This window comes from Xanthomonas translucens pv. undulosa (genome assembly GCF_017301775.1).
Classification (GTDB): domain Bacteria; phylum Pseudomonadota; class Gammaproteobacteria; order Xanthomonadales; family Xanthomonadaceae; genus Xanthomonas_A; species Xanthomonas_A translucens.
The window spans coordinates 2,061,281-2,085,495 of the sequence record NZ_CP063993.1; the positions used below are offsets into that span (position 1 = coordinate 2,061,281).

Annotated in this window: 23 protein-coding genes; 6 read left to right on the forward strand and 17 right to left on the reverse strand. The window is 68.9% G+C overall.

The window, feature by feature from the left end; genetic code table 11:
* Positions 1–75: 75 nt before the first annotated feature.
* Both ISN38_RS08710 and aroE read right to left on the reverse strand, forming a co-directional pair.
* Complete coding sequence (locus tag ISN38_RS08710; RefSeq protein WP_003471117.1) at positions 76–402, reverse strand: hypothetical protein; 327 nt, start codon at positions 400–402, stop codon at positions 76–78.
* 47 nt (positions 403–449) lie between these two features.
* Entirely contained in the window at positions 450–1,298 is an 849-nt protein-coding gene (gene aroE / locus ISN38_RS08715; protein WP_058363432.1) for a shikimate dehydrogenase, read from the reverse strand.
* 52 nt (positions 1,299–1,350) lie between these two features.
* Here aroE and ISN38_RS08720 point away from each other — a divergent pair, with 52 nt between their 5' ends.
* On the forward strand, positions 1,351–2,250 hold the full coding sequence (locus ISN38_RS08720) for a TolB family protein (protein ID WP_003471122.1): 900 nt from the start codon (positions 1,351–1,353) through the stop codon (positions 2,248–2,250).
* A gap of 253 nt (positions 2,251–2,503) precedes the next feature.
* Here the strand turns inward: ISN38_RS08720 and ISN38_RS08725 are convergent, their stop codons facing one another.
* Complete coding sequence (locus ISN38_RS08725) at positions 2,504–5,011, reverse strand: PepSY domain-containing protein (RefSeq protein WP_047324432.1); 2,508 nt, start codon at positions 5,009–5,011, stop codon at positions 2,504–2,506.
* A gap of 195 nt (positions 5,012–5,206) precedes the next feature.
* Here ISN38_RS08725 and ISN38_RS08730 point away from each other — a divergent pair, with 195 nt between their 5' ends.
* Positions 5,207–5,959: a DNA/RNA non-specific endonuclease gene (locus ISN38_RS08730; RefSeq protein ID WP_206712172.1), complete on the forward strand. Its 753-nt coding sequence runs from the start codon at positions 5,207–5,209 to the stop codon at positions 5,957–5,959.
* A 110-nt stretch (positions 5,960–6,069) separates the two neighbouring features.
* Here the strand turns inward: ISN38_RS08730 and ISN38_RS08735 are convergent, their stop codons facing one another.
* Positions 6,070–6,957 (reverse strand): LysR family transcriptional regulator, encoded by an 888-nt coding sequence (locus tag ISN38_RS08735; protein ID WP_003471128.1) that lies wholly within the window; start codon positions 6,955–6,957, stop codon positions 6,070–6,072.
* 93 nt (positions 6,958–7,050) lie between these two features.
* Here ISN38_RS08735 and ISN38_RS08740 point away from each other — a divergent pair, with 93 nt between their 5' ends.
* Complete coding sequence (locus ISN38_RS08740) at positions 7,051–8,049, forward strand: NAD-dependent epimerase/dehydratase family protein (protein ID WP_047324431.1); 999 nt, start codon at positions 7,051–7,053, stop codon at positions 8,047–8,049.
* 269 nt (positions 8,050–8,318) lie between these two features.
* Here the strand turns inward: ISN38_RS08740 and hemB are convergent, their stop codons facing one another.
* Together hemB and ISN38_RS08750 are read right to left on the reverse strand one after the other, a co-directional pair.
* Positions 8,319–9,311, reverse strand: a complete 993-nt coding sequence (gene hemB, locus ISN38_RS08745; protein WP_003471132.1) for a porphobilinogen synthase — start codon at positions 9,309–9,311, stop codon at positions 8,319–8,321.
* 205 nt (positions 9,312–9,516) lie between these two features.
* The gene (locus tag ISN38_RS08750) at positions 9,517–9,765 is read right to left on the reverse strand and encodes a hypothetical protein (RefSeq protein WP_003471133.1); all 249 of its coding nucleotides are present in this window, start codon (positions 9,763–9,765) and stop codon (positions 9,517–9,519) included.
* A gap of 178 nt (positions 9,766–9,943) precedes the next feature.
* Here ISN38_RS08750 and ISN38_RS08755 point away from each other — a divergent pair, with 178 nt between their 5' ends.
* On the forward strand, positions 9,944–10,417 hold the full coding sequence (locus ISN38_RS08755; RefSeq protein ID WP_003471135.1) for a hypothetical protein: 474 nt from the start codon (positions 9,944–9,946) through the stop codon (positions 10,415–10,417).
* 673 nt (positions 10,418–11,090) lie between these two features.
* On the opposite strand, the gene ISN38_RS08760 is transcribed toward ISN38_RS08755, so the two are convergent.
* From ISN38_RS08760 to ISN38_RS08785, 6 genes are all read right to left on the reverse strand, one after another.
* Positions 11,091–11,896 (reverse strand): IS5 family transposase gene (locus ISN38_RS08760; RefSeq protein WP_206712204.1). Its coding sequence is split into 2 segments (ribosomal slippage): positions 11,091–11,566 and positions 11,566–11,896, totalling 807 coding nucleotides; the frame shifts between segments, so codons are not numbered across the junction.
* A 120-nt stretch (positions 11,897–12,016) separates the two neighbouring features.
* A complete protein-coding gene (locus ISN38_RS08765) occupies positions 12,017–13,822 on the reverse strand; it encodes a DUF885 domain-containing protein (RefSeq protein ID WP_058364299.1) in 1,806 nt (601 codons plus the stop codon).
* Positions 13,819–14,046, reverse strand: coding sequence for a hypothetical protein (locus tag ISN38_RS08770; RefSeq protein ID WP_038239589.1), 228 nt, complete (start codon positions 14,044–14,046; stop codon positions 13,819–13,821). Before ISN38_RS08770 ends, ISN38_RS08765 begins: the two co-directional genes overlap by 4 nt.
* Before the next feature lie 97 nt (positions 14,047–14,143).
* Positions 14,144–14,740, reverse strand: a complete 597-nt coding sequence (locus tag ISN38_RS08775) for a cytochrome c oxidase assembly factor 1 family protein (protein ID WP_038239592.1) — start codon at positions 14,738–14,740, stop codon at positions 14,144–14,146.
* A gap of 39 nt (positions 14,741–14,779) precedes the next feature.
* Positions 14,780–16,999 carry a S9 family peptidase gene (locus ISN38_RS08780; RefSeq protein WP_038239595.1) on the reverse strand — a complete coding sequence of 740 codons (2,220 nt, stop codon included), beginning with the start codon at positions 16,997–16,999 and terminating at the stop codon, positions 14,780–14,782.
* A gap of 77 nt (positions 17,000–17,076) precedes the next feature.
* Positions 17,077–17,766 (reverse strand): glutathione binding-like protein, encoded by a 690-nt coding sequence (locus ISN38_RS08785; protein ID WP_003472301.1) that lies wholly within the window; start codon positions 17,764–17,766, stop codon positions 17,077–17,079.
* A gap of 110 nt (positions 17,767–17,876) precedes the next feature.
* Here ISN38_RS08785 and ISN38_RS08790 point away from each other — a divergent pair, with 110 nt between their 5' ends.
* Together ISN38_RS08790 and ISN38_RS08795 are read left to right on the forward strand one after the other, a co-directional pair.
* The gene (locus tag ISN38_RS08790) at positions 17,877–18,485 is read left to right on the forward strand and encodes a TIGR00645 family protein (RefSeq protein WP_003472302.1); all 609 of its coding nucleotides are present in this window, start codon (positions 17,877–17,879) and stop codon (positions 18,483–18,485) included.
* A gap of 181 nt (positions 18,486–18,666) precedes the next feature.
* Positions 18,667–19,665, forward strand: a complete 999-nt coding sequence (locus tag ISN38_RS08795) for an energy transducer TonB (RefSeq protein WP_053114122.1) — start codon at positions 18,667–18,669, stop codon at positions 19,663–19,665.
* Positions 19,666–19,825: 160 nt separating this feature from the next.
* Here ISN38_RS08795 and ISN38_RS08800 read toward each other — a convergent pair whose 3' ends face one another.
* The 5 genes from ISN38_RS08800 to ISN38_RS08820 all read right to left on the reverse strand — a co-directional run bounded on the left by ISN38_RS08800 (position 19,826) and on the right by ISN38_RS08820 (position 24,160).
* On the reverse strand, positions 19,826–21,007 hold the full coding sequence (locus ISN38_RS08800) for an ABC transporter permease (protein WP_003472305.1): 1,182 nt from the start codon (positions 21,005–21,007) through the stop codon (positions 19,826–19,828).
* Positions 21,004–21,750: an ABC transporter ATP-binding protein gene (locus ISN38_RS08805; protein ID WP_009594488.1), complete on the reverse strand. Its 747-nt coding sequence runs from the start codon at positions 21,748–21,750 to the stop codon at positions 21,004–21,006. The genes ISN38_RS08800 and ISN38_RS08805 overlap by 4 nt, the downstream gene beginning before the upstream one ends.
* A 31-nt stretch (positions 21,751–21,781) precedes the next feature.
* A complete protein-coding gene (locus ISN38_RS08810; RefSeq protein WP_038239598.1) occupies positions 21,782–23,299 on the reverse strand; it encodes an alpha/beta fold hydrolase in 1,518 nt (505 codons plus the stop codon).
* A gap of 82 nt (positions 23,300–23,381) precedes the next feature.
* Positions 23,382–23,582 (reverse strand): helix-turn-helix transcriptional regulator, encoded by a 201-nt coding sequence (locus ISN38_RS08815; protein ID WP_003472309.1) that lies wholly within the window; start codon positions 23,580–23,582, stop codon positions 23,382–23,384.
* On the reverse strand, positions 23,579–24,160 hold the full coding sequence (locus ISN38_RS08820) for a hypothetical protein (RefSeq protein WP_003472311.1): 582 nt from the start codon (positions 24,158–24,160) through the stop codon (positions 23,579–23,581). Before ISN38_RS08820 ends, ISN38_RS08815 begins: the two co-directional genes overlap by 4 nt.
* Positions 24,161–24,215: the final 55 nt, after the last annotated feature.

Here is a 24,215-nt window from a genome sequence, read left to right on the forward strand (position 1 = left end):
GCTATTTTCCCAGGTCTGGCCGCCGCGTGCCGGGGAAAGGTGAACGGCCCGGCCGCCGACGCCGCGCGCAGCCTGTCAGCGCGGCAACGCCAGCCGCAGCGCCAGCACCACCAGCAGCATCGCCACCGCATGCAGCAGGGTGAACACCGCCTGCAGGATGCCGTACCAGACCGCGTAGCTGGAGAAGCTCCCGCCCTGGGCGATGACCCACATCGGCAGCAGCGAGGTCACCGTGCCGCACAGCCCACCGAGCAGCAGCAGGCTCAAGCCCCACAGCCCCAGCGTGCGGGCGCGGCCGGGCCGGCGCGTGGCCAGCAGCACCAGGCCTGCGCCGAGGACGATCAGGATCGGCAGCTGGAAGCCCACCGTGGTCAACAGCTGCATCACGAATCCATCGTCCATCGGAATCTCCGTCTAGCTACGAAAACAAGCGCCGGGGCGCAAAAAGGTCAATCGGCGCTGACCAGCACCGCGTCGCGCGCGCGCAGCGCGGCGTAGACCGGGCCGGTGTCCGGGCGCACGCCGTGCCAGCGCTCGAAGCTCTCGGCCGCCTGTTCGACCAGCATGCCCAGGCCGTCCACGGTATCGCGGCAGTGCGCCGCACGCGCCCAGGCCAGGAACGGGATCGCCACCTCGCCGTAGTTCAGGTCCACCGCCAGGGTCATGCTGTTGACCAGCGACAGCGGCAGCGAGAACCCCGCGCTGTCGTCGCGGCCGGCGGCGGTGGCATTGACGATCAATTCGAAGTCGCCCTGCTCGCGCAGGTCTTCCCAGTAGCGGGAGACGGCGCGCGCCGGATCGCCCAGCGCATCGACCAGCGCATCGGCACGCTCGGGCGAACGGTTGACGATCAGCAACTGCTGCACGCCGGCGTCCAACAGCGCCGGCGCCACGCCGCGCGCGGCGCCGCCGGCGCCGAGCAGCAGCGCGCGGCGGCCGCGCAGGTCCAGGCCGTTGCGCCCGGTCAGGTCGCGCACCAGGCCGGCGCCGTCGGTGTTGTCGCCATGCCACTGCCCGTCGCGGAAGCTGAGCGTGTTGACCGCCCCGGCGCGCTGCGCGCGCGCGCTGTGGACCACGCTCAGCGCATACGCAGCTTCCTTCAGCGGCAGGGTCACGTTGGCGCCCACGCCGCCCTCCGCGGCCAACGCCGCCAGCGCCGCTGCGAAGCCATCCGGCAGGGCGTCGATCGCATCGTACTGCAGCGCGATGCCGGTCTGCTTGGCGAAGTCGGCATGGATGCGCGGCGACAGCGAATGGGTGACGGGATGGCCGAACACGGCATAACGGGATGTGGGCATGGAACGCTCGCTGGTTGTTTTAGACTGGTCGCGACATCCGAAGGAATCCGACATGCGGACCCCCGCCCTGCCGCTCGCGCTGGCCGCGAGTTTACTCTGCGCGCCGCTGGCGTTCGCGCTTTCCGAGTTCGGCATCGAGGGCATGGGCGTAGTCTCGACCAAGGCCAGCGAGACCCGCGCCAGCGTGGCCGCGGACGGACAGCGCATCGTCTGGGCCAGCCCCGACCGCGCCGGCGGACCCGGCGGCGGCGACCTGTGGCAGGCCACGCTGCGCGACGGGCGCTGGGTCGACGCGCAGCCGTTGCCGGCGCCACTGAATTCGCCTAGTGCCGATACCGACCCGTTTTTCAGCGCCGACGGGCACTGGCTGTACTTCGCCTCCGACCGCGCCGGCGGCCACGGCGGCAGCGACCTGTACCGCGCGCCGCTGCTGGTCGACGGCCGCTACGGCCCGCCGCAGAACCTGGGCGCGGCGCTGAACTCGCGCGGCGACGAGCGCGCACCGACGCTGTCGCTGGACGGCACCCGGCTGCTGTTCGCCAGCGACGGCCGCGGCGGTGCCGGCGGCATGGACCTGTTCGTGGCGCGACTGCAAGGCCAGGTCCTCGGCCAACTGCAGGCGCTGGACGGCATCAACAGCGGCGACGACGAAACCGATGCCGCCTGGCTGGGCGACGGCCGGGCGCTGGTGTTCGCGCGGGCGCGCAAGGCGCAAGGCACGCAACTGCTGCTCGCGCAGTGCGCCGGCGGGCACTACGTGCAGGCGCAGCCGCTGGCGCTGTCGTTCAACCGTGCCGACGGCGACACGCGCGGCGCGGTCGTGGATGCCTCCAAGCCGACCGAACTATTGGTGGTCGGCAGCGCACGCGCGCCGAAGGCCGGCAAGCTCGACGTGTACCGGATGAAGTCCCCGATTGCGAGCGGCAGCGGCGATTGTGCAGGTGTGCGTTGAGGGCGACGGCGTCGCCGGCAAAATGTACGCTTGCCGCGGGCCGGTTCCTGCATCTGCATGTCCACGCGCCGTTGCAACCGATCGCTGATGCAGTTGGTCGCGGCTGAAGCCGCTCCTACAAAGGCAGCAGATGCGCGCGGCTTTTTTGTAGGAGCGACTTCAGTCGCGACAAGCGCAGCGGTGGAAACAACGCGATCGGATGCGGTCCGGGCCAAGGGCTCCGCCCGAATCGCTACAACCGCATCGGCCCACCTCAATACACATCGCGCCGATAACGCCCATCCGCGCTGAGCGCATCCAGCGCGTCCTCGCCCAGGATCTCGCGCAAGGCCGCATCCACGCCGCGGGCCATGCTGTCCAGGCTGCCGCAGACGTGCAGCGTGGCGCCACGCGCGAGCCAGGCGCGCACCTCGTCGGCAGCATCGCGCAGGCGATCCTGCACATAGACCTTGCCCGGCTGGTCGCGCGAGAACGCCAGGTCCAGGCGCTGCAAGTGGCCGCTGTCACGCCATGCCTGCAATTGCGCACCGAACAGCGCGTCGTGCGCGGCATTGCGTTCGCCGAACAGCAGCCAGTGGCCATGCACGCCGGCACCCTCGGCCTCGCGCAACAGGCTGCGCAGACCAGCGATGCCGGTGCCGTTGCCGATCAGCAGCAGCGGCGTATCGCCGTGGCGGCGGAACCCGGGGTTGGCGCGCACCCGCGCCTGCAGCGCGGCCTGCGGCGGCGCGTGCAGGCACAGCCAGCCCGAGCCCAGGCCGGCACTGCCATCGTCGCGTCGGGTCAGGCGCACCACCAGTTCCAGCAGGCCGTCGGCCGGCACCGAGGCGACCGAATATTCGCGCAGCGGCAACTGCGGCAGCGCATCGAACCAGGCCTGCAGATCCTGCGCGTCCCCAGGCGGCAACAAGGCGCGATCGGCCAGCGCCACCTGCAGCGGCAGCGTCACCCCGCCCGCGCGCAGCGGCGTATCGATCGACAGCCCATGCGCGGCGAGCCAGGCGCGCACGGCATCAGGCGCGTGGCAGGGCTGCACTTCCAGGATGTCGCCTGCCTGCCACTGCGCCTGGGGCGGCGGCAGCAGATCGATGCGCCACACCGGCGCGCCGGCACTGCCGGGATTGAGCAGCGTGCGTCCGGCCAGCCGCCACTCCAGCGCCGGCGCCGCCTGCAGCGCCGGCGCCGCGTCCGCCCCACCGGTGACCGCGGACAGCTGCCGCTGCCACTGCGCCAGCGCCTGCGGATCGGCGTTGTCCACTTCCACCGCCGGAAACAGCGCCTGCGCACCCTGCGCGGCCAGCCACTGCTCCAGCCGCCGCGAGAACCCGCAGAAGCGCGCGTACTGGCGATCGCCCAGCGCCAGCAGCGCATAGCCCAGCTCGGGCAGGGGCTGCGCCTGGCGCAGCACCTTCTTCTCGAAGCCGCGCGCCGGGTCCGGCGCCTCGCCGTCGCCGAAGGTGCTGACCACGAACAGCGCACGCCGCACACCGCGCAGTTGTGCCGCATCCAGCTGCGCCAGCGACTGCACCTGCACCGGCACGCCCGCCGCCTGCAGCTGGCCGGCGGCCTGCCAGGCCAGGCGTTCGGCGAATCCGCTCTGGCTCGCGAAGCCCACCAGCCACGGCTCGGCGGCCGCCGGCGCAACCGTGCCCAGGCCGCGCCGCGCGTGCTGCAGCGCGCGCTTCTTGCGCCGCCTGTCCAGGTACAGCAGCCAGCCGGTGACGAAGAACAAGGACAGGCACAGGCTCGCCAGCATCACCACCACGCGCCCGGCCAGGCCGAAGAAGCTGCCGGTGTGCAGGGCGAACACGCTGCTCAGCAGCTGCCGCCCCAGCGGCTGCTGCCGATAGTCCAGGCGGCGCAGGATGCGGCCACTGCGCGGATCGATCTCCAGGCCGTCGAAGGCCCGGCTGTGCACCGGATCGGCGGCCAGGTAGCGCGCGCTCAGCGGCTGCCCGGCGCGTCCGGGCAGGCGCAGATCCAGGTAGGCGCGGCGCACACCCGGCAGCGCATCGAGCGTGGCCTGCAGGCACGCATAGTCCAGCGCCGGCGGCTTGCCGCCGCCGCCGGCGTTGTCGGCGCTGTCCGCGCGCTCACCGCCGAGCACCGCCACCAACGCCTGCCGGTACCCGTCGTAGGACCAGTACAGCCCGGTCAACGCCATCGACAGGTAGATCGCCAGGCACCAGGTGCCGATCACCGAATGCAGGCTCCACAGGAAACTGCGTCCCTGCCGCTTCCATTGCACCACCCACCACGCGCGCCAGCTCCACCACTGCCGCGGCCAGCGCAGGTACAGCCCGGACAGGCAGAAGAACAGCAGCGCGATCGCGCAGGCACCGGTGACCGCCTTGCCGCGCTCGCCGGCAAGCAGATGCCGATGCAGGTCCTCGACGAATGCGAAGAAGCCGCTCAGCCGCGGCTCCGGCAGCGTGTGGCCGGTATAGGGATCGAAGTACAGGCGCCCGCCGTCGCGGCCGGCCAGGCGCAGGTTGGACGGGCGCGTGCCGGTGGGATCGATCAGCATGCGCGTGACCCGATGCGTGCCGCCCAGATCCAGCCGCCGCGCCAGCTCGGCCAGCGGCAACGGCGACTCGCCGGCGGCGTGGCGCGCCGCCGCCGCGGCCAGCGGCGGGTTGGCCCAGCGCACGACCTCGTCCTCGTACGCCAGCGTGGCCCCGCTCAGCCCCATTACCGACAGTACCAGCCCGGCGCTGATGCCGAACAGCCAGTGCAGCTGGAACAACAGCTTCTTGGTCACGGCAGAAAACACGTCAAGGGGGCGGCCGCGCATTGTAAATGAGAACGCTTATCGGATCCGCTGCGGACCGACCCGCACCGCCCACCCATAAACGTGACAGGCCGCGCAGTTGCCATGCGCGCCACATCCAATCGTCACTGCCGCGACATTGCCTCTCGCCAGTTTCTTCACTCCCCTTGGCTAGCGAGGTACGCGATGTCCTTCTCCCTGCGCGGTTGTCTGGTTCTGCTTGCGTTGTTCACGGCCCAAACGGCGATGGCCGCCACCAGTTGCGCCACCCTGTACGCAGGCGGCAAGCCGCCAAGCGTGGATGCCTCGCTGAGCGCCCGCACCACCGAGGTCTGCCACAGCGAATACGCGATCCTGGCCTCGGGCGTGACCAAGGGCCCGCTGTACTCAGCCGAACACCTGACCGACCAGCAGGTCGCCGGCGCCGAGGCGATCGGCCGGGTCGGCTCGTTCCACGATGAAACCGCCATTCCCGCCGCCGACCGCTCCAAAAGCTCGGACTACACCAACACCGGTTTCGACCGCGGTCACATGACCCCTGCCGGCGACGCCTCCACCGAAAGCACGGAGAAGGAAACCTTTTCGATGGCCAACGTGGTCCCGCAGGACCACAAGCTCAATACCGGCGAATGGGCACGTATCGAAGAGCAGGTGCGGCAGCTGGCCAAGCAGCGCGGCGAGCTCTACGTGGTGACCGGCCCGGCCTTCGACAGCAAGGCGACGACCATCGGCACCGACAAGGTGAAAGTGCCGGAATACGTGTGGAAGGCGGTGTACGAACCGGGCGTGGGCGCGGCCGCGTACCTGTGCGTGAACGACGACAGCATCAACTGCGATGTGGTGTCGATCGACGACGTGATCACCATGGCCAGCGTCGATCCGTTCCCGTCGATCTCCGCGGCGATGAAGTCCACGCCGATCGCGTTGACGATGCCGTAAGGCCGGGACTCGGGACTCGGGACTCGCCAATAGCGTCATGCTCGGCTGAGCGGTTGTCGAGGCTGCCGGGCAATGGCTCGCACCACGCCGAAGGCGACCGCGTGCATGGCTCAGCCCACGTGCGCGGTCATCGCTTCCGCCAGCGCCGCGAATACGGCGCTGCAGGCGGCGCTGCCGCGCAGGTCCTGGTGCATGGTGATCCAGGTGTCCAGGCCGATGCGTACCTGCTGCGCCAGCACCGGCACCAGGTTCGGCGTGCGCCGGGCCAGGGCCGCCTGGCAGAAGCCGATGCCGCAGCCGGCGCGGATCATGGCCAGTTGCGCCAGGTCGCTGTCGGCGCGCAGCGCGAACGCCTCGCGCCGCCATCGCGGCAGCCCCGCACGTGCGGCACGCAGGAACGGCGTCTCCGCATCGAAGCCGACCAGCGCGTGCTGCATGAGGTCGTCCAGGCTTTGCGGGCTGCCGTGCCGGGCCAGGTAGTCCGGATGGGCGTACAGGCCGAGCGCGATCTCGCCGATGCGGCGGGCGATGAGCAGATCCTGCTGCGGCCGGGTCATGCGCACCGCCACATCGGCCTCGCGGTGCAGCAGGTCCTGCACGCGGTTGCTCAGCACCAGTTCCAGCCGCAGCTGCGGATGCGCGCGGCGTAATCCGGCCAATACCGGCGGCAGCACTTCCGCGCCGATCACCTCGCTGGCGGAGATCCGCACCGTGCCCTGCACCGCCTCGCCATGGCGGCCCGCCGCGCGCTGCAGCGAGGCGGCGATGTTGCCCATGGCCTGGGCATGACCGCGCAACGCCAGTGCCGCGTCGGTCGGCAGCAGTCCGCTCTGCGAGCGCACGAACAAGGGCACCGCCAACGCCTTCTCCAGTGCCGCCACATGCCGGCCGACGGTGGGCTGGGTCAGCGCCAGCGCGCGTGCCGCCGCAGACAGCGAGCCCTCCTCCAACACCGCGAGGAAAGACCGGTACAGCTCCCAACCGATGGCGTTATCCATACATAAATGTATAGCCGATGGCCGATGTTTGCCAATTCCTTTGCTATCCGCCGGCGACCACACTGATCGCATTCCCCGTAACGGAGCACCCGCATAACAACGACATCCACCGCCCTGGTCCTGGGCGTCAGCGGCGGCATCGGCGGCGAACTGGCGCGCCAGCTGCGCGACGCCGGTTGGCAGGTGCACGCACTGCAGCGCGGGCTCACGGCCGCCAGCGAAACCCGCGACGGCATCCACTGGCTGCGCGGCGACGCGATGCGACGCGAGGACGTGCTGCAGGCGGCACGCGGCTGCGCGGCGATCGTGCACGCGGTCAATCCGCCCGGCTACCGGCGCTGGTCCGAACTGGTGCTGCCGATGATCGACAACACCATCGCCGCGGCCTGCACCGAAGGCGCGACCATCGTGCTGCCGGGCACGGTCTACAACTACGGCCTGGAGGCCTACCCTGCGCCGGACGAAGACGCGGCGCAGACCCCGGCCACGCGCAAGGGCGCGATCCGGGTCGAGCTGGAACAGCGCCTGCAGGCCGCAACCGCGCACGGCGCGCGGGTCATCGTGGTGCGCGCCGGCGACTTCTTCGGCCCACGCGTGGGCAACAGCTGGTTCGCGCAGGGAATGGTGAAACCGGGGCGTCCGCTCGCCAGCGTGACGCTGCCGGGCGATCCCGGCATCGGCCATCAATGGGCGTACGTGCCGGACGTGGCGCGGACCATGCTCCGGTTGCTGCAGCAGCGCGACGCGCTTCCGGCATTCGCACGCCTGCACATGGACGGACACTGGGACGCCGACGGCACGCAGATGGCCGCGGCGATCGCCCGCGTGCTGCAGCGCCACGGCATGGCGCCGCCGCAGACCGGCCGCTTCCCGTGGTGGCTGCTGACCCTGGCCACGCCGTTCTGGCCGCTGGCGCGCGAACTGCGCGAGATGCGTCCGCTGTGGCGCCATCCGCTGCGCATGCGCAACGCGCGCCTGTTGCAAACGCTAGGCGACGAACCGCACACGCCACTGGACGAGGCGGTGGAGGCCACGCTGGTCGGGCTGGGTTGCCTGCCGGCGGCGCATCCGTCCACACCGTCGTCCGCATAACGACGGCGCCTATGCCTGCAAGTTTTCCCTGCGCGCATCCTGCCTTGATAGGAGCAACTGTCTTCAGTCGCGACGAACGCAGCGGCGGGCCTTCCCGCTTCGGACGTTGTCGCGGCTGAAGCCGCTCTTACAGTGCACCCAGCCGGCGATCCGCAGGCCGTTGTAGGAGCGGCTTCAGCCGCGACCGGGCGTTACTGGTAGGACTCGGTCGCGGCTGAAGTTGCTCCTACAACAAGCCGCATCATCTGCACCGAACGTACGCCACCGCCTCAGCGCGCCTCGCGCAGCCAGCGCGCCACCTGCGGCGCGAAATAGGTCAGCACGCCGTCGGCGCCGGCGCGCTTGAACGCCATCAGCGATTCCAGCACGCACTTGCGTTCGTCCAGCCAACCGTTGGCGGCGGCGGCCTTGAGCATCGCGTACTCGCCGCTGACCTGGTAGGCGAAGGTCGGCACGCGGAATGCGTCCTTCACCCGCCGCACCACGTCCAGGTACGGCATGCCGGGCTTGACCATCACCATGTCCGCGCCCTCCTCCAGATCCAGCGCGATCTCGCGCATGGCCTCGTCGCCGTTGGCCGGGTCCATCTGGTAGGTGGTCTTGTCGGCCTTGCCGAGGTTGCCGGCGCTGCCGACCGCATCGCGGAACGGGCCATAGAACGCCGAGGCGTACTTGGCCGAGTAGGCCATGATGCGCACGTGCAGATGCGCGTCGGCATCCAGCGCGCGGCGGATCGCGCCGATGCGCCCGTCCATCATGTCCGAGGGCGAGACGATGTCCACGCCGGCCTGCGCGTGCGACAGCGACTGCTTGACCAACGCCTCGACGGTGATGTCGTTGAGCACGTAGCCGCGCGCGTCGATGATGCCGTCCTGGCCGTGGGTGGTGTACGGGTCCAGCGCCACGTCGGTCATCACCCCCAGTTCGGGGAAACGCGTCTTCAGCGCGCGCACCGCACGCTGCGCCAGGCCATCGGGATTCCAGGCTTCGGCGGCGTCCAGACTCTTGCCGGCCGCGTCGATCACCGGGAACAGGTCGATCACCGGGATCCCCAGTTCCAGCGCGGTCTCGGCCTCCTTCAGCAATTCGTCGATCGACAGCCGCGCCACGCCCGGCATCGAAGCGATCGGCGCGCGGCCAGGCAGCTCGTGCACGAACACCGGCCAGATCAGGTCGTCGGCGGTCAGGGTGTTCTCGCGCATCAGCCGGCGCGAGAAATCGTCGCGGCGCATGCGCCTGGGGCGGTAATGGGGATGGGCCACGTGAGGCTCCTGCAGGGACGGATCGGGTGTCGCACACGCGGCAACACGAGGCGGTGCCCGGTCTAGCGAGCCGCGCCGCACGCACCGGCGCGAACGGTGACGGCCGCCGCAGCGATCGTCACCGCCGAATGTTACGCCTGCCGGCCGCCTGTGGGCGGCGGCATGCTGCAACACGGCATGCCGCCGTCGTGCCCGACTGCGCTGGCTAGATCACGCCGCCGCCCAGGCTCAGCCGGATCACCCCGACCACGATCACCAGGCCGTTAAGGATCAGCCCGGTCTTGGCACGGCCGCGGTTCGGGGCCGAGGTGAACAGCAGACCGATCGCGGCGATGATCGCGCCGACCGCGGCGAACGGGATCACGAACCAGTTGCCCCAGCCCAGCAGCGGGATGAAGGCCAGGATCATCCACAGCAACGCCACGATGCCCCACACCAGACTGATCACGCCCATGCCGCCGCCCTTCGCTGAATGACAGTGCGCACCATAGCGCACGGCCCTGGCGACGCAAGCCAACTCTTGGCATGGGACTCACGGCGGGCGTGCCACGGTGGCGCGGCAATGGCGGGTACGTCGCGGTTCACCGGTCGCGCCTATGATCGCCTCGTATCCGATCCACGGGGGTAATGCCATGAACATCCGACCGCTGTTGCCGCTGGCGCTGCTGCTCGCGCTGGCCGGCTGCGCCAGTTCCTCCAAGGTGATGGTCGGCGCGGCGCGGCCGCCGATCGACCCGGCCCTGGTCCAGATCTATTCGACCCCGCCGCTCGGCGCGGTCGACATCGCCCAGCTCGAATCCTCCAGCGCAGCCGGCTTCGGTACCCAGGGCCAGACCGATGCGGCGATGACGCGGCTCAAGCGCGAGGCGGCCAAGCTCGGCGCCAACGGCGTGGTGCTGATGGGCGTGGCCTCGCAGCGCTCGGGCGGCGGCGTATCGATCGGCGGCGGCAGCTACGGCGGCCACGTCGGCGGCGGCCTGGGCATCGGCATCCCGACCACGCAGAAGCGCGCCGCCGGCATGGCGATCTGGGTGCCGCCGGGGGCGCAGGCGCCAGCGGCGCCACAGCCGCAGCCCCAACAGCCGTTGCCGCCGCAGGAACGCTGAACTCCTTTAGGGAGTGCAGCCGGCGGTTTCCGTTGTCGGAGCGCCGGCCGCCCGCACTGTCGGCCGTCCTCAGGCGGATGCCGGCCAAGCTCCGGCGTCCGGCTTCGCCTTCCCCGGGGCGGCACAACGGCCCAGGCCCAGGCGACCGTCGTCCGGAAAGCCTTGGTAAGCTATTGGCCGGATTATAATAGTATTTTCCTTACCCTACGCGCATTACAGCGACTTGCCAGTCCTGCGCCCGGACCCGCAAAGGTAATGACAGGTCATTAGCCTGAGCGCACTGCGCAAACCGTCATTGACAGAAGGAATCGTTATGAAACGTTGGATATGGATATTGGTCGGCGCGGTTGGGCTGCAGACCAGCGCGACTGCCTCGACGCCTCACGTGCAGTTGGTCTGCCGCATGGACGACCCTTTTCTGTTCTGCTCTAAAGGCTGCGACATACCCGATTACAACTGGAAACCGGTGGATCCCATCTCTGGCTCGTGGGAGCCGGTTTCGCCGTATTGTCCCTACCCGACACCGGTGACGACAAATCACTGCGTGGGATAGACGCCGACGGCCATCATAGCGCTCGGCCAATACGAGAGCATCTGCCCGGGCGCATTGAAAGAAGGGAATTGGAAGGGCGTGAAGCCGCCAGAGGTGGTTCCCTTCAAGCACTAAGAGCGGCTAACAAAACTCTGGAAGTCGCCGCAGGCAGATGACGCAACAGGCCATGGACAGCAGAGCCAAATGGATATCGATCCGGCGTTCGAAGCGGGTCCGCAGTTTTCCCATGCCGGCAAACCAGGCATGCGTGCGTTCAACTACCCAGTGGTATCGGCCCAGGCGATCGTTGCGTTCCACGCCCTTGCGGGCGATGCGTGGGGTCATCCCTCGTCGCTTCAGGTGGTTCCAGCACCGATCCATGTCGTAGGCCTTGTCGGCATGCAGCTTGTCCGGCCAGCGTCGTGGCCGTCCAGGTTTGCCGGCAATGGAGGGCAATGCATCGACCAGTTCCTCGAACACGACCGAATCGTGCCGGTTGGCCCCGGTCACGCAGAACGCCAGGGGAACGCCGTGCCGATCCGTGATCACGTGCCGCTTGCTGCCACGTTTGCCGCGGTCGGTCGGGTTCGGCCCCGTATAGGCGCCCCCCGGGGGGAGGCCACGCTGGCCGCGTCCAGGCTGGCCCGGCTGAAATCGAGCCGGTCGGCGCGGCGAAGTTCGGCCAGCAACACCTGATGCAGACGGTGCCACACACCCGCGGCCTGCCAGTCACGCAATCGGCGCCAGCAGGTCATGCCGCTGCCGTAGCCAAGTTCCTGGGGCAGATCCTCCCACGCGATGCCAGTGCGCAGCACGTATACGATGCCGTTGAGTGCGCTTTGGTCGTCTACGCGCGGCCTACCGCCCTTGGGCGAAGGCGGCACGACCGGGATCAAGGGGTGGATGCGCTTCCACAGCGCTGTGCTGATTTCTTTGCGGTGAGCCATCACCGCAAAGTGGTGGCTCAACAGACGTGTTCAAGGGGCTTTTGTTAGCCGCTCTAAATCGCACTGGCACGCGGAGCGTGCCTGTCGTGCGCGCCCGCTAGGCCGTCCCAAGCGCCTATATCAAGGCTTAAGGCTGTCGGTGCTGCCGGCGATGAACTGTGTCTCCACCGCGTTCTGCAGCTGATCCGGCGGCAGCAAGCCCTGGTCGAGCAGGAAATTGTTGAACTTCAGCCGGTCGAACTTCGCGTCCAGCGCCAGTTCGGTGCGCATGCGCAGTTCAATGATCCGGCTGTAGCCGTAGAAATAGCTGCCGGCCTGGCCGGGCGCGCGCATCATGTAGCGGTCCAGTTCCTGCCGCGCCATCGCCGGCGACAGGCCGACGTCGTTCTCCAGCATCAGGCGCGCGCGTTCGCGGTCGGTTAGGCCCAGGTTGAGCATCGGGTCGAGCATGGCGCGCGCGGCGCGCAGCAGGCGGAACTGCAGCGCGATCAGCTGCCCGTCCAGCGGTTCGTACGGCACCATTTCGGCCTCGGCGTACAGCGCCCAGCCTTCGACGTTGACCGCGTTGAACGCGAACATGCTGCGCGCCAGCGACACGCCGCGCTCGACCATCGCGGTGAACTGCAGTTCGTGGCCGGGCCTGCCCTCGTGCGCGCTCAGTGTCCATGCCGCCGAGCCGAAGTTGAAGTCGTCGTAGTGCTCGCCCTTGCCGGCGGTATCCGGATTGCCCAGCGGCAGCACGAAGGTACCCTGCTCGCCGCTATTGCCGACCAGTGGCGCCGGACGGAAATGCGGCGCAGGTTGCGCCGCACTCTCGGCCGCCGACCCCAGGCGCATCTGCATCGGCCGCTGCGGCACATCGACGATGCGCTGCTGGCGGATGATCGGATCGGTCTGCGCGATGACGTCGCGGTAATGGGTTTCCAGCTTGTCGTTGGCGACGGTGTCGCGCTTGAGCGCGCGGATCACCGCGCGGTAGTCGCCGGGATCGTCGAGCTTCAGGCGCTTGGCCTTGGCCACCAGCGGCGCCAGCTGCTGCATCGCCGCGCGGGTCTCCATGAATTCCAGTTGCGCGCGCTGCATCAACAGTTGCGGCGCGATGTCGATGCCGACCTGCTTGAGCTGGAAGGCATACAGTTCCGGCGGCAGGCGCGCGTCCTCGCGCGCCTTCGGCAGCACCACCTTGCGCGTCCATGCGGCGTAATCCTTGAACTGCGTGTCCATCGCCGCCAGCGCCGGTTCGGCGCCGTCGATCCTGTAGGTCGCGAACAGTTCGCCAATGCCCTTGGCGTAGGTGTCGACGTTGCTCAAGGCCTGCTCGACCTCGCGCCGGGTCGGCGGAAGCAGCGTGCCGTCGGCCAGCTTTTCCTCGTAGCGCTGGCGGGCAAGCACAAGCGAGGAGGTACTGCCGGACGCCAGGCCGACATAGCGCTGCAGCCGGTCCAGCGCCTTGGCCCGGCGCACCGCAGGCACCTGTTCGGACAGCAGATTGTTGAGCCCGCCGAACACCATCTGCGGCGCATCCTGCCACGGCAGCAGCAGGCGCTCGTTCAAGGCGCTGGCTTCGATCGACTGGTCGGCGGCGTGGAGCATGACCGCCAGATCCTGGCGCACATTGGGGTCGCGCTCGACCTCCAGCTTCTCCTGCAGCGCGCACCGGGCCTTGCCGAGCGCGTCGCGATAGCGGCGGGCATTGTCAGGGCCGAGGTCGGTGACCTTGTCGTCGTAGCCTGGCACGCCGAAGAAGCTCACTTCCTCTGGTTGGAACGGCGCTTGCGCCTGCAGCAGGATCTGCGCGAAGTCGTTGCTGCGCTTCACCCATGCCGGGCCGGCCGCCTCGGCCGAGGCGGCAACAGGCGCGGCCGGCGCGAGGACAGGCAGTGGCGCGACCAGGGCCAGCGCGATGGCGAGGACGCGTGGCTTCATCGGCGGATTTCCAGCGGGACGATGCGGCGACCGTACGCGGCGCGCGTGCGGCCGGCAAGCTGCCGCAGGTCCATGGCCGCGGCCGGATGGCCGGCGATCGGGCGCGAAACGCAAGCGGTCAGGGCCGCCCGCGAATTGCGCGAGCGCCGCTGCAGGCCCGCGACTCGTACACACGGCAGCACCGTCTGCGGTCGGCAGCACGGGGACAGCGCGATGCACGGCATCCACCCTGCTTGCACAGCGCAGCGACGCGACGGAATGGCCGGGCGGCTGCTTGTGTCCCGTCTGCAACCGCGTCGCACGCCGCGGCCGCGCGTGAGCTTATTGCGGGCTATCCACCGCGACCGGTACAGAGGGATCCACCTCGGCCGGTCTCTCGCTGGCCGCATCCGCGTCGGAATCTGATTCGGCATCGGTTTCGCCGACGTCCTGCCCGTCCGGCGCGATGTCCTCGAGCAGCGGGATCGCCTCGCCGGCGTCGGGCAGTACCTGCAGCGTCGTGTAATGCCATTGGCCAGCATGGCGCTCGGCCTCGATATACAAGGTGCCATTGCCGCGCGCGCCGTGCAGCGACACGCTGAGATTGGCGCTGCCGGTGCCGTTGCTGGTGGACATGCTGCCGCTGGGCATGATCCCGTCCTTGACCGGCGCGCCCAACGCAGCGATGACCCGCTGATCGCGCTGCGCGGCCATCAGGCCGACGCGATAAGGCTCGGACGACTTGGTCACGCGTGCGATGCCGATCACGAACACGGCGATCGAGGCCAGCAGCATTGCGCCCAGCACCACCACCACCAAGGGCACCGCCCATTTCCAGTGCCGCGACCACCAGCCCCTGCGCGCCACCAACGGCGGCGTGGCGGCGGCAGCCATATCGGGCGAGGGCGAACCAGGAAGCGGCGGTGGCGGCATGGACATGCAGAACTCCTTTTCGGCGAGCGTGGGTGCGGATGGCGGTCAGGGCTTCAGGCAACGCGCCAGAAACGCTTCGGTGGTGCGGTAACGGTGCAGCGCATTGCTGCCGGACAGGCCGTGCTTCGCCCCAGGATAGGTCATCAGCTCGAACAGCTTGCCGCGTTTCTGCAGCTCGCTCATCAGCGAGGTGGAATTGGTGAACAGCACGTTGTCGTCGGCCATGCCGTGGATCAGCAGCAGCGGCGAATGCAATCCGTCCAGATGCGCGGCCACGCGGCTGTCGCGGTAGCCGTCCGGATTGGCCGCGGGCAGGTTCATGTAGCGCTCGGTGTAGTGGCTGTCGTACAGCCCCCAATCGGTCACCGGCGCGCCGGCCACGCCGCAGGCATAGGCCTCGCTGTGCTTGGCCAGCAGCATCAGGGTCATGTAGCCGCCGTTGGACCAGCCGTACACGCCGATGCGCGCGGCATCCACCCACGGCTGCGCCTTCAGCCAGGCCACGCCACGGAGTTGGTCGTCCACTTCCACCGAGCCCTGGCGCTGGTACAGCGCGCCGCCGAAGTCGCGGCCGCGGCGCGGGGTGCCGCGGTTGTCGACCGAGAACACGACGTAGCCATGCTGGGCCAGATACTGGTCGAACAGCCCCGGCCAGGCGTCGAACACGGTCTGCGAGGCAGGGCCGCCGTAGACGTAGACCACCACGGGATAGCGCTTGGCCGGATCGAAGCCGGCAGGCTTGGTCAGCCCATAGTGCAATTGCGTCTTACCGTCGGCCGCGGTCAGGGTGCCGAACTCGACCGGACGCTGCGCGTCGCGGTACTTGGCGTAGGGATGCTGCGGATCGGCCAGGTCGTTGGTCAGCAGCGTGGCGATCTTTTCGCCATTGGCGCGGAACAGTTCGATCTGCGGCGGCGTCGTGGTATTGCTCCATGCGTCCACATAGACGCTGGCGTTCTTGGCGAAACTGGCCCAGTGATAGCCATTGGGCTTGGACAGCCGCTCGATCGCGCCGCCGGACAGCGGCACCGCATAGAGATGGACCTGCGTCGGCGACTCCTTGCTCGCGGCGAAGTAGACCTTACCGGCAACCTCGTCCACCGCCAGTACACCGTCCACGATCCACTCGCCGTGGGTCAGCGGCACCAGCTTGCGCCCGTCTTCCGACGCCAGATACAGATGCGCGTAACCGCTACGTTCCGAACCCCAGACGAAGCGTCCGTCCTTGAGGAAATGCAGATCGTAATTGAGCGGCACCCAGGTCTTGCTGGTCTCGGTGACCAGCACGCGCTGCTTGCCGGTGGCCAGGGTCGCCTCGATCAGTTCGAGCCGCTTCTGGTCGCGCGACTGGCGCTGGAAGGTGAGCCGCTGCGGATCGCGCCAATCTACCCGCGCTAGGTAAATGTCCTGGTTCTTGCCAAGATCGATCCACTGCGGCTGCGCGTCGGCTCGCGGCGCGATCGTGCCCAGCTGGATCTTGACGTTGGGCTGCCCGGCCTGCGGATAGCGCTGCTCGATCACCTCGGTGTGGTCGGCATACACCTCCGGGCGCTTCTGCACCGGCACGCCGGATTCGTCGATGCGCGCGAAGGCGATCGCCGAATCGTCCGGCGCCCACCAGTAGCCGGTGTGGCGGTCCATCTCCTCGTCGGCGACGAACTCGGCCACGCCGTTGCCGATGGTGTCGCTGCCGTCGCGGGTCAGCTGGTGCTGCTGGCCGCTGGCCAGATCGATGACCCACAGGTTGCGCTCGCGCACGAAGCTGACGTAGCCGCCCTTCGGCGAGATCTTCGGATCGGTGGCGAAGCCCTCGCCATGGGTCAGCTTGCGCACTGCAGCGCTGCCGGTCTTGCCCAGATCGTACAGATACAGCTCGCCACCGAGCGGGAACAGCAACGCGTGCGCATCCGGTGCCCACTGGTAATCGACGATGCCGACGTAGGCGGAAATGCGCTGGCGCTCGCGCCGTGCCTTTTCTTCGTCGCTCAGCGTCTCGGTACCGGGCAACACCACCTTCGAGTCCACCAGCATCCGGGTCTGGCCGCTGGCGATGTCGTATTCCCACAGGTCGAACTGTTTGCTGTCGCTGTCCTTGCCACGCAGGAAGGTCACCCGCGAGCCATCGGGTGCGACCTGCGGCTCCATCAAGGTCGGCCCGGACAGCGACTTATTGCTGGTGATGGCCTCCAAGGTCAGTTTTTCGGCATGCGCGGGAACGAGAGGCGTGGCGAGCATAAGGGCGAGAGCGGCGAACAGAGAGCGCATGAAGTGTCCTGGGGGAGTACCGAGCACAGCGATCATGCACGCCCCCCCAGGGTTTTAAAAGCATATCCCGTATCAGTTCAGCGCTTGCCGAACAGGTGCTTGCGTTCGGCGTCGCCAAGCGGTTTGCCGGCGTTCGGATTGACCTGCTGCGTCAGCGCATAAGCGCGCTGCGTGGCAGGGCGCGCACCGATCGCATCGTGCCAGCGCTTGAGGTGCGGGAACGCGGTGTAGTCGGGGGCGAGTCCGTTGTACACCTCGATCCACGGATAGCTGGCCATGTCGGCGATGCCGTATTCGGTGCCGGCCAGGTACTCGCTGTGCGCCAGGCGCTTGTCTAGCACGCCGTGCAGGCGCCGCACCTCGGCGTTGTAGCGGTCGATCGCGTAGCCGATCTTCTCCGGCGCATACACGTTGAAGTGGCCCATCTGCCCGCTCATCGGGCCGAGCCCGGCCATCTGCCAGAACAGCCACTCCAGCGCGACGATGCGCCCGCGCGGATCGGCCGGCAGGAAGCGCCCGGTCTTCTCGGCCAGGTACAGTAGGATCGCGCCGGACTCGAACACGCTCTGCGGCGCGCCGCCGTCGGCCGGCGCATGGTCCACGATCGCCGGCATCTTGTTGTTCGGCGAGATCGCCAGGAACGCCGGCGCGAACTGCTCGCCGGCGCCGATGTTGACCGGCTTGATGGTGTAGTCCAGGCCGGCTTCCTCGAGCAACAACGTGACCTTGTGGCCGTTGGGCGTGGGCCAGTAGTACAGATCGATCATGGCGGCGGTCCGGAAACGGGGGGTCCAGTGTAGCCGCGCCGCGCGCTTGGCAGCATCACGGCGGGCCAGTACCCTGCGCCTTCCTGCAACGCAGCATTCGATCCCAAGCCATGAGCCCTCCGCGCCCGACGCCCCGCCTGAATCCGCTGTCCAGCCTGATCTTCGCCTCGCGCTGGTTGCAGCTGCCGCTGTACCTGGGACTGATCGTGGCCCAGGGCGTGTACGTGTTCCTGTTCGGTAAGGAGCTGTGGCACCTGATCCACGAAGCGCCGAGCCTGGGCGAGCAGCAGATCATGCTGATCGTGCTCGGCCTGATCGACGTGGTGATGATCTCCAATCTGCTGGTGATGGTGATCGTCGGCGGCTACGAAACCTTCGTCTCGCGGCTGGGCCTGGAAGGCCATCCGGACCAGCCGGAGTGGCTGAGCCACGTCAATGCCAGCGTGTTGAAGGTGAAGCTGGCGCTGTCGATCATCGGCATCTCCTCGATCCACCTGCTCAAGACCTTCATCGCGGTCGGCGCGCTGGGCGGCATGCCGCTGTGCTCGCCGGACCAATTGGCCAGCGCGGCGGCCACCGTGGACCTGAAGAGCTGCGCGACGCTGACCCAGACCGGAGTGCTGTGGCAGACCATCATCCACGGCATCTTCATCCTGTCGGCGATCGGCATCGCCTGGACCGACCGGCTGATGTCGGCGCCGGCGAAACCGGCGCACTGACCTCGCGTGCACGCGCTCACGCTTTTGCGGCGGCCGCCACGCGGCCGTCGAGCACGCGGCGGAAGTGGATGCTAGATTGAAGGGCGGGGTGCGCTGGCAGGGAACGGGGGAGCCGTGCCGGCTGCGCGGGAGAACCGCCGCTGCGTATTTTCATTGCCATCACCGGGGAGTAGGGGGAAGCATGTTGCAGGTCACGACATTCGCGAAGGCGCGCCGCGTGGCGCCGGTCTTGCTGCTCGCCGCGCTGGCAGCCTGTTCCAGGCAGGAAGACGCCGCGCCGGCCGCCGCGCCGGCAACGGCACCCGCAGCCACCGCGCCGGCCGCGCCGCCGGTCTCGGCCAAGGTGCAGTCGATGGGCACCGAGCAGTTGCACGCATCGGCCAGCCAGGCGCTGCGCGAGAACCGCATGTACGCGCCGGCCGGCAACAATGCGGTCGAGTACTACCTGGCGTTGCGCGACAAGCAGCCGGACGATGCCGGGGTCAAGAGCGCGCTGACCGACCTGATGCCGTACACGCTGATCGCCGCCGAGCAGAGCATCAACCGCGAGGACTTCGCGGAAGCGCAGCGGCTGGTCGCGCTGATCGAGAAGATCGACAGCCAGGCGCCGGCATTGCCGCGACTGAAGCTGGGCGTGAGCAACGGCATGCATTCCGCGGCGCAGCGCAGCCAGGAAGAGACCGACAAGGTCAAGAAGGAGGCCGAACAGAAGGCCAGGCTGCTGGCCGAGCAGCAGAAGCAGGCGCAGCAGCAGGCCAGCGAGGCGCAGGCCGCGCAGCAGATCGCCGCGCAACAGGAAGCCGCACGCCGCGAGAGCGCACGCCAGGAAGCCGAGCGCCAGGCCGCCGCTGCGCGCAGCGCGCCGACGCCGACGCCGGCAGCAGCACCGCCGGCGGCCACGCCAGCGGCAGCCGCCGCCAGCCCCCAATCGCTGCGCGCGATCAGCACCCCGGCGCCGCGCTACCCGCCCGACGCGCTGCGCTCGGGCACTGCCGGCGAAGTGCTGGTGGAGATCACCGTCGGCACCGACGGCTCGGTCACCAGCGCGCGCGTGCTGCGCGCCACCCCGCCACGGGTGTTCGACCGTGAAGCGTTGAACGCGACCAAGCGCTGGCGCTTCGAGCCGGTCAGCGCGCCGGTCACGACGCGACGCACGTTGGCGTTCAATCCCGGCGGCTGATCCTGCAAAAAGCCCGGCACCGGCATGTGCCGGGGGGTTTTTTTCGGGACTCGGGACTCGGGACTCGGAAAAAGCGGCGGCCGCCTGTGCTGCAGGATCATCGCGCTAAAGCTGCTTCGCTCTTACGAGTCCCGAGTCCCGGGTCCCGAGTCCCGCCCCATCACCCCGATATCGCCAGCCGCTCCTGCCGGTAGCGGCGCACCGCGGCCAGCCACAGCACCGCGGCCAGGCCGAAGCCGGCGGCCAGGTACACCGCCCAGATCTGCAGGTCGATCGGTTCGCGGCGGATGATCTTCAGCAGCATCTGGTTCTGCGCCAGGAACGGCACCGCGAACTGCCATAGCGTGGTCTTCAGCGGATACACCATCAGCGCGTAACCGGGCAGCATCGGCAGCAGCATCAGCCAGGTCATGTGGCTCTGCGCTTCCTTCATGCTCTTGGCCGCGGCGGCCAGCACGGTCAGCAGCGAGGTGCCGATGAACAGCATCGGCAGCAGCACGAACAGCATCTGCAACATCGCCACGAAGCTGACGTTGAGCTGGCGGCCGATGCCGCTGGCCACCTGCGCGCTGAGCTTGAATGCGAGCAGGGTCAGCAGCAGCGAGGCCAGCCCGACCACGCAGGCGGCGGCGATCTTGCCGCTGACGATGGCGCCGCGCGAGGCCGGCGTGGCCAGCAGCGGCTCCAGCGATTGCCGCTCGCGTTCGCCGGCGGTGGCGTCGAGGATCAGGTAGGCGCCGCCGATGAACGAGGTGATGCTCAGCAACACCGGCAGCAGCATCGCCAGCAGCACGCCGCGCTTGGCTTCGGCCGTGGCCAGATCCTGGACGGCCATGTCCAGCGGCCGCGAAACCTGCGCATCGACGCCGCGCGCCAGCAGCCGCAGCGCGCCGACCTGCTGGCTATACATGCTCAGCGCCGTCTGCACGCGCGTGGTCGGGATGTCGGCATCGCGGCGGGTGCTGTCCTTGATGATCTCCACCAGCGCCGGCCGCCCCTCGCGCCAGGCATTGGCGTAGTCCTCGTCGATCTTCAGCGCCAGGTCCACGTCCTGGCTGCGGATCGCCGCGGTCAAATCCTTCGGCGGCGCGACCGCGTTGAGGCCTTGCGCGGCCAGGAACGCCACCAGGTTCGGCGCGCGCTCGCGGCCGATCACCGGGATGTCCAGCGGCTTGTCGATCTGGGTCCTGACCCGGCTCTCGGCCAGCGCGCCCATGCCCAGGATCAGCGCCGGATACAGCAGCGGGCCGAGCAGCAGCGCCAGCGCCAGGGTGCGGCGGTCGCGCGAGAGATCGCGCAATTCCTTGCGCATCACGGTGAACACGGTTCGAAACAGGCTCATGCGTGCAGTCCCTCGTCGCTGCCGATCGCCTTGACGAAGGCGTCTTCCAGATTGTCTTCGCCGGTCAGGGCGCGCAGTTCGTCGGCGGTGCCGGCGGCCACCACCGTGCCCTTGGCGACGATGACGATGCGATCGCACAGCGCCGCCACCTCCTGCATGATGTGGCTGGAGAAGATCACGCAGCGCCCCTCTGCGCGCAGCCCGCGCAGGAAGCCGCGCATCGCGCGGGTGGTCATCACGTCCAGGCCGTTGGTGGGTTCGTCGAGAATCACGTTGCGCGGGTCGTGGACCAGCGCGCGCGCGATCGCGGTCTTGGTGCGCTGGCCCTGGCTGAAGCCCTCGGTCTGGCGATCGAGGATGTCGTCCATGTCCAGCGCCGCCGACAGCAGCCGCGTGCGCTCGGCGATGCGCGCCGCCGACAGCCCGTGCAGTTCGCCGAAGTAGGCGATGTTCTCGCGCGCGGTCAGGCGCTTGTACACGCCGCGCGCGTCGGGCAGCACGCCCAGCGCGCGGCGCACCGCCAGCGGATCGGCGCCGACGTCGATGCCGTCCACCCGCACCTGGCCCTGGTCGGGCGTCATCAGCGTGTACAGCATGCGCAAGGTGGTGGTCTTGCCGGCGCCGTTGGGGCCGAGCAGGCCGGTGATCTGGCCGTCGGCGGCGGTGAAGCTGACCCCTTGCACCGCCTGCACGGTACCGGCCTTGGTCTTGAACGCCTTGTGCAGATTGTCGGCGACGATCATGCGCGGTCCTCCCTGCGAAACGCTGCGCGGCTCATGGTTCCCATCCGTTGAACGAAGTGAAGGCCGGCACGCCGCTCATCGCGTCCAGGCAGGTGGCGTCGAGCTGTTTGGCGTCGGCGTTCTCGAAGAACTGGCTCAGCAGCTTGGGCATGCAGCCCAGGGTCATGGTGCCGTGGCCCTGGCCATGCACCACCAGGTGGCGGCCGTTGGGCAGGCCCTGCAGCACGCGCGCGGCGTAGCGCGGCGGGGTCACCGGATCCAGTTCGCCGGAGGTCAGCAGCACCGGCAGTTGGGATTTGAATGGCGCGGTGAAACCGGCCGGACGCGTGCCGGTCGGCCATGCCGGACAGGCGGCGAAGAACATCTGCGCCACCTCCGGCCCGAGCAGGGTGTCGGCAGCGGCGGCGGGCGGATGGTAACGGTCGGCATCCTCGGCGCAGATCACCGACCACTGCATGCCGCGGTTCATCTGCCCGTCCAGTTGCTTGCCCATCATCTTCGCCAGCGACATCAGCGGCGCATAGCGCTCGTGCGCGGCCTCGTCCAGCACCAGCGGCAGCAACGAGGCGGTCTGCGGCGCATACGAGAACGAGAACGCCAGGCTGGTGACGGTATCGGCGGTCACCCGGTCGTGCTTGCTCTCGCCGCTGGCCGGATCGCGGTAATCCACCTCCGCCGGCGCCTGCCGCAACCGCTCCACCACCGTGCGCAGCTGCGCACGGGTATCAGTGGGAAAGCGCTTGGCGCAGGCCGGGGTGGCCCGGCACTGTTCGGACTGCAGCGTGATCGCATCCTCGAAGGTGGTGGCGAATTCGCCGCCGACCACCAGGTCATTCGGCGCCACGCCGTCGATCACCACGCTGCGGGTGTGCACCGCATAGCGCGCCGCGTACTGCTGGGCGACGCGGGTGCCGTAGGAACCGCCGATCAGGTTGAGCTTGTCCACGCCGAGCGCGGCGCGCACGGCATCCAGGTCGACGATGGCCTGGGTGGTGGTGTAGTAGCGCGGGTCGGCGCGGCCCTGCAGCGACTGCGCGCAACGCCCTGCATAGGCGAGCAACTCGTCCTTGGTGGGGGCGCGCGCCGGATCGGACAGCTGCATTTCCTTGCCGTCCGCGCCCAGGCAGGTCAGCGGATTGGATTGGCCGGTGCCGCGCTGGTCGATCAGGAACACATCGCGGCGCTTGCGGGTTTCGCGCAAGGCCATGTCGACGATGCTGGCCACCTCGGTCGCCGCCTGGCCGGGGCCGCCGGCGAGGAAGAACACCGGATCCGGATCGCTGCCGCCCTGGCCGGTGACCGGCAACCAGGCGATGTTGAGTGCGATCTTGCGCCCGCCGGGCAGCGCCGGATTCTCCGCCACCGGCATGCGCGTGCATTGCGCCTCGACGTTGTTGGCCGCGACCGGACTGGTCAGCGTGCAGGGGTGGAAGCGCAGCATCCCGTAGCTGCGCCCCGCGTTCTGCGGCGCCGGCACGGCTGCACCCTGGCAGGCGGCGAGCAGCAAGGTCGCCGCCACGACGGCGAGCGGTCTGCAGGGGTGTCGCATGGTTCGCATCCTTGAGGTCATGAGGTGCAGGATGCCATGCCGGAGCATGGCCTCGTAGGCGACCGATGGCAGGCCGCAGGGACTACTCGGAATCGTCGAACAGGAACACCTGTTCGATGCTGTGCGCGAACAACCGCGCGATACGGAACGCCAGCGGCAGGCTCGGATCGTACTTGCCGGTTTCCAGTGCGTTGATGGTCTGCCGCGACACGCCCAGCCGCTCGCCCAGCTCGCCTTGCGACCAGCCGCGGGCCTCGCGCAGTTCTCGGATGCGGCTGTTCATTGGTAGCGGCGCGCATTCACGCCTTTGGCGATGCCGTAGGTCGCGCACAGCAGCGGGAACACCCACAGCATCGCCGCCGCTGCCGGCACCGCGATCGTACCCGACGCTTGCAGGAAACCTGCGGTCATGTAGCCACCGGCGACCAGCCCGGCGGCGATGGCGATGGACTCCAGTTCGATGCGCCGCTGCATCTCGTCGGAGTCGCGCACGAAGCGCGCGACCGCACGGATCACCAGCGCCACCAGCAGCGCCGGCAGCAGCGCGATCAGCACCCGTGCCCAGTCCGCCTGTACGCTGTCGAGCAGGCGCTTCCAGCACAACATCACCACGACGTACAGCAACATCGGCGGACCCAATTCACGGTAGTAGCGGCGCGCCAGCGCCGGCACCGCGCTGTCGCGCAGGCTCCCCGACGACGACCACAGCATCAGCGCCAGCAACATGCCGCCGATGCACACACCGAACCACAACCCGCGAAAGTAATCGTCGCCGCGCAACCACCGCAGCCATGGCGTGACCGCGAGCAAGGCCACGCTCACGCTCAGCACCACGATCGCGCTGCGCTTGCAGCGGGTCACGGCCGGACCCCGGCGACAACTCCGGCCGACCGCAGCCGGTAACGATCGAATGCCA

What these genes read in the sequence shown, in the direction of transcription:
- ISN38_RS08735 (WP_003471128.1), bottom strand. Translation starts at nt 6,957, where the DNA reads ATGGATAACGCCATCGGTTGGGAGCTGTACCGGTCTTTCCTCGCGGTG.
- ISN38_RS08785 (WP_003472301.1), bottom strand. Translation starts at nt 17,766, where the DNA reads ATGATCGATCTGTACTACTGGCCCACGCCCAACGGCCACAAGGTCACG.
- ISN38_RS08730 (WP_206712172.1), top strand. Translation starts at nt 5,207, where the DNA reads ATGTCCTTCTCCCTGCGCGGTTGTCTGGTTCTGCTTGCGTTGTTCACG.
- ISN38_RS08770 (WP_038239589.1), bottom strand. Translation starts at nt 14,046, where the DNA reads ATGCCGTGCATCGCGCTGTCCCCGTGCTGCCGACCGCAGACGGTGCTG.
- ISN38_RS08790 (WP_003472302.1), top strand. Translation starts at nt 17,877, where the DNA reads ATGAGCCCTCCGCGCCCGACGCCCCGCCTGAATCCGCTGTCCAGCCTG.
- ISN38_RS08810 (WP_038239598.1), bottom strand. Translation starts at nt 23,299, where the DNA reads ATGCGACACCCCTGCAGACCGCTCGCCGTCGTGGCGGCGACCTTGCTG.
- ISN38_RS08750 (WP_003471133.1), bottom strand. Translation starts at nt 9,765, where the DNA reads ATGGGCGTGATCAGTCTGGTGTGGGGCATCGTGGCGTTGCTGTGGATG.
- ISN38_RS08710 (WP_003471117.1), bottom strand. Translation starts at nt 402, where the DNA reads ATGGACGATGGATTCGTGATGCAGCTGTTGACCACGGTGGGCTTCCAG.
- ISN38_RS08800 (WP_003472305.1), bottom strand. Translation starts at nt 21,007, where the DNA reads ATGAGCCTGTTTCGAACCGTGTTCACCGTGATGCGCAAGGAATTGCGC.
- ISN38_RS08805 (WP_009594488.1), bottom strand. Translation starts at nt 21,750, where the DNA reads ATGATCGTCGCCGACAATCTGCACAAGGCGTTCAAGACCAAGGCCGGT.
- ISN38_RS08780 (WP_038239595.1), bottom strand. Translation starts at nt 16,999, where the DNA reads ATGCGCTCTCTGTTCGCCGCTCTCGCCCTTATGCTCGCCACGCCTCTC.
- ISN38_RS08815 (WP_003472309.1), bottom strand. Translation starts at nt 23,582, where the DNA reads ATGAACAGCCGCATCCGAGAACTGCGCGAGGCCCGCGGCTGGTCGCAA.
- ISN38_RS08720 (WP_003471122.1), top strand. Translation starts at nt 1,351, where the DNA reads ATGCGGACCCCCGCCCTGCCGCTCGCGCTGGCCGCGAGTTTACTCTGC.
- ISN38_RS08755 (WP_003471135.1), top strand. Translation starts at nt 9,944, where the DNA reads ATGAACATCCGACCGCTGTTGCCGCTGGCGCTGCTGCTCGCGCTGGCC.
- ISN38_RS08775 (WP_038239592.1), bottom strand. Translation starts at nt 14,740, where the DNA reads ATGTCCATGCCGCCACCGCCGCTTCCTGGTTCGCCCTCGCCCGATATG.
- aroE (WP_058363432.1), bottom strand. Translation starts at nt 1,298, where the DNA reads ATGCCCACATCCCGTTATGCCGTGTTCGGCCATCCCGTCACCCATTCG.
- ISN38_RS08795 (WP_053114122.1), top strand. Translation starts at nt 18,667, where the DNA reads ATGTTGCAGGTCACGACATTCGCGAAGGCGCGCCGCGTGGCGCCGGTC.
- ISN38_RS08765 (WP_058364299.1), bottom strand. Translation starts at nt 13,822, where the DNA reads ATGAAGCCACGCGTCCTCGCCATCGCGCTGGCCCTGGTCGCGCCACTG.